The organism is Burkholderia sp. AU4i, from assembly GCF_000466765.1.
Classification (GTDB): domain Bacteria; phylum Pseudomonadota; class Gammaproteobacteria; order Burkholderiales; family Burkholderiaceae; genus Burkholderia; species Burkholderia cepacia.
In genome coordinates this window covers 1-3,887 of record NZ_ASSI01000174.1, presented here as the reverse complement: position 1 = coordinate 3,887, position 3,887 = coordinate 1, and the positions used below count along the sequence as shown (strand labels likewise).

General features: G+C 69.5%; 3 protein-coding genes. All 3 read left to right on the top strand.

What is annotated here, in order from left to right; translation table 11 throughout:
• Positions 1–1,258: DHA2 family efflux MFS transporter permease subunit (locus L810_RS33090; protein WP_042977142.1), on the top strand; the 1,258-nt coding region annotated here is incomplete at its 5' end.
• 10 nt (positions 1,259–1,268) lie between these two features.
• Entirely contained in the window at positions 1,269–2,219 is a 951-nt protein-coding gene (locus tag L810_RS33085) for a glycosyltransferase family 2 protein (protein ID WP_021162575.1), read from the top strand.
• Between the two features lie 8 nt (positions 2,220–2,227).
• The coding region (locus tag L810_RS33080) for an efflux transporter outer membrane subunit (protein WP_051392362.1) at positions 2,228–3,887 on the top strand (1,660 nt) is incomplete at its 3' end.

The window sequence follows — 3,887 nt, the reverse complement described above, 5'->3', positions numbered from 1 at the left end:
GACGTCGCTGCTGTGCGGGCTCGCGCGCGACCTGCACGTGCTCGTGATCTGCCGCGCGCTGCAGGGGCTGTGCTCGGGGCCGATGGTGCCGCTGTCGCAGACGATCCTGCTGCGCACGTTCCCGCCGGACAAGCGCACGATCGCGCTCGCGCTGTGGGCGATGACGGTGCTGCTCGCGCCGATCTTCGGGCCGGTGGTCGGCGGCTGGATCGTCGACAACTTCTCGTGGCCGTGGATCTTCCTGATCAACCTGCCGATCGGGCTGTTCTCGTTCGCGGTCTGCACCGCGATGCTGCGTCCCGACGCGCAACGCGGCACGGCCGGCCCGATCGACGTGCCGGGCATCGTGCTGCTCGTGATCGGCGTCGGCTCGCTGCAGGCGATGCTCGATCTTGGCCATGATCGCGGCTGGTTCGGTTCGCCGCTGATCGTCACGCTCGCGGTGGTCGCGGGGCTCGCGATCGTGTCGTTGCTGATCTGGGAGGCGGGCGAGGCGCATCCCGTCGTCGACCTGAGCCTGTTCCGCGATCGCACGTTCTCGTTCTGCGTGTTGATCATCTCGCTCGGGATGATGAGCTTCTCGGTGGTCGGCGTCGTGTTTCCGCTGTGGATGCAGGCCGTGATGGGCTACAACGCGTTTCACGCGGGGCTCGCGACGGCGTCGCTCGGCGTGCTCGCGCTGGTGTTCTCGATCCTCGTCGGGCTGCACGCGCATCGCTTCGACGCGCGCGTGCTCGCGACCTTCGGCTTCCTCGTGTTCGCTGCCGTGCTCGCGTGGGATGCGCATTTCACGCTGAAGATGACGTTCGCGCAGATCGCCGCGCCCGGGTTGATCCAGGGGATCGGGCTGCCGTGCTTCTTCATTCCGCTGACGGCCGCGACGCTGTCGCGCATTCCGGACGACCGGCTTGCCGCCGCGTCGAGCCTGTCGAACTTCCTGCGCACGCTGTCGGCCGCGTTCGGCACCGCGATGAGCGTGACGCTGTGGGACAACCGCGCGACCTATCACTACGACGTCGTGTCGCAATCCGTCACGCACGCATCGGCGAACACGCAGCGTTTCGTGCACACGCTGAACGCGATGGGCGTGGACGGCGTGCGCGAGCTGACGACGCTGCACCAAGTCGTGATGCAGCAGGCCTACATGATGGCGACCAACGACATGTTCTGGATGGCGAGCATGACGTGTCTCGCACTCGCGGCGATGATGTGGCTGACGCGGCCGAAGCGTGGCGCGGCCGCGTCGTTCGGGCATTGAGGAGAGGAACATGACGACACTCGGCGCACTCGTGATCCTGTATCACCCGAGCGACGCGCAGCTCGACGCGCTCGGCACCTGGCGGCACGCGTGCGACGCGCTGCTCGTCGTCGACAACACGCCGCAGCCCGATGCGCGGGCGCGCGCGCTGTGCGATAGGGAAGGCATCGCGCTGCTGCATCACGGCAATCGCGGCGGCATTGCCGGCGCGTACAACGCGGGCCTCGCGGCGCTGTTTCGCGACCGCGTCGATGCCGTCGCGCTGTTCGACCAGGATTCGTCCGTGCCCGCCGCGTATTTCCCCGCGATGCGCGACGTCTGCGCAGGGCTCGCGGGGCGCGCGTTCCTGGCCGGTCCGCGCATTTTCGACGAGAACGCGCGCAGTTTCCTGCCCGAACTCTCGACCAACGGGATCGGGCTGCGCCGCTTGCGCATCGAGCCGGGCGCGTCGCTGCAGCGTTGCGCGTTCCTGATCTCGTCGGGCTGCGTCGTGTCGCGCGATGCGTTCGACGTGCTCGGCCGCTTCGACGAGACGCTGTTCATCGATCACGTCGACACCGAGTACAGCTTTCGCGCACTGGCGCGCAACGTGCCGCTTTATGTCGTGCCGTCGCTGGTGCTGCCGCACCGGATCGGCGCGAAGCAGCGTCACGCGATCGGCCCTTTCGAAATGACGTCGATGAATCACTCGTGGCAACGGCGCTACTACAGCGCACGCAATGCGGTGCAGCTCGGGATGCAGTACGGGCTGCGTTTTCCGGTGGCGATCGTGCCGAACCTGCTGACCGTGTGGCAGGTCGTGCAGATCGCGCTCGTCGAACGCGACAAGCGCGCGAAGCTCGCCGGCATCCTGTTCGGTATCGCGGACGGCCTGTTCGGCCGGCTCGGCCCGCTCGAGCGCACGCGGCCACGGTTGGCCGAGCGTGCACGGCGCGTCGAGCAGCGCATTCAGCAGGGATGAGGAGCGAGATGCGGCGGGTGAAACAAGCGGCGGGTTGGGCGCACCGCATGAAGGGCGGCGCGGCGATCGGTGCCGCGGCGGTGTCGCTGGCATTGGGCGGATGCGTGCCGACGGGCTTCCTGCCGTCGCTGTCGTTGCACGCGCCGGCCGACGATGCGCTCGCGCAGACGGCCGGCCCCGGCGTGAACGGCGCATGGCCCGCGCCCGACTGGGTGAAGCAGTTGCAGGATCCGCAGCTCGACGCGCTGGTCGCCGAGGCTTCGCAGAACAACCCCGACCTGCAGGTTGCGCAGGCGCGGCTGAGGATCGCGCAGGCGCAGCTTCAGCAGTTCGATTCGTTGACGGGGCTGACGGGCACGGCCGGCGCGACGGTCAGCCGCGCACGGATGCCGAAGCCGGGCGACGACGTCGCCAACGTGTCGGTCGGCGGCTACCGCGTGCCGGTCGAGATCTTCGGCGATCCGAACGTATCGCCGTCGTCGGTGTTCGTCGGGCTCAACTACCAGCTCGACCTGTGGGGCAAGAACCGCGCCGCGACGAAGAGCCTGATGTCGCTGCGTGAAGCGGCGCGGGTCGAGGCCGAACAGGTGCGGCTCACGCTGGCGGTCGCGATCGTCACCGTGTACTGCCAGCTCGACCAGGCGTACGCGATGCAGGAACTGCTGCAGCAGAAGCTGAAGGTGAGCCAGCGCGTGACGACCGTGCTGCGCGAGCGCACCGCGCGCGGGCTCGACAACGCATACGACGCGAGCGATGCCTCGATCAAGCGCAGCAAGCTGCTCGCGCAGATCGCGCAGAACGACGAGCAGATCAAGCTCGCGCAATTGCAGCTCGGCGTGCTGTCGGGCCGCGGTCCGGAGCGCGGGCTCGCGCTGCAGCGGCCGCGCGTCGGCGCATTTGCCGGCGGCGCGTTGCCCGCGCGGCTGCCGGCCGGTCTCCTCGGCCGCCGGCCCGACATCGTCGCCGCGCGGTTGCGTGTCGAAGCCGCGTTCGCGAATGCCGATTCGACGCGCGCGCAGTTCTATCCGGACGTGAACCTCGTTGCGCTCGGCGGCGTGTTCGCGCTGACGCCCGCGTCGCTGTTCTCGCGCGACGCGCTCGCCGGTTCCGTCGGCCCGGCGATCTCGCTGCCGGTCTTCGATCGCGGCCGGCTGAAGGCGAAGCTCGGTGCGGACGTCGCGCAGGCCGACGTGGCGATCGGGCTGTACAACAAGACCGTCGACGACGCGCTCGGGCAGGTCGCGCAGCTCGTCACGTCGCTGCAGACGTCGCAGACGCTCGTCGCGCAGCAGCAGGATGCGGTCGCGGCCGCGCAAAAGATCGTGCAGATCGCGACCGACCGCCATCGGCGCGGTGTGCTGATGCAGAAGGACGTGGATGTCGCGGATCTCACGCTGATCGACGAGCGCGCGCAGTTGATCGCGCTGCTCGGCCGGCAGCGCACGCTGCGTGTCGGGCTGGTCGGTGCGTTGGGCGGCGGGTTCGATGCGGGCGCGACGGTCGCGCAGGCGCCGGCCGCGCATCGGGCGCGTAGCGGGGCGGCGAAGCGAGGGGCGTCGGCCGTCGCACCGGCAGCGCCCGCAGCACTCGCGATGGCGGCTGCGACCGCATCAGCAGCCGGTTGCGTGCCGAGCAGCGTGCCGAGCCGGCGCAGCGACGACGATACGT

Excerpts from the sequence above, each read along its gene's own strand:
- L810_RS33085 (WP_021162575.1), top strand. The coding sequence starts at position 1,269 with ATGACGACACTCGGCGCACTCGTGATCCTGTATCACCCGAGCGACGCG.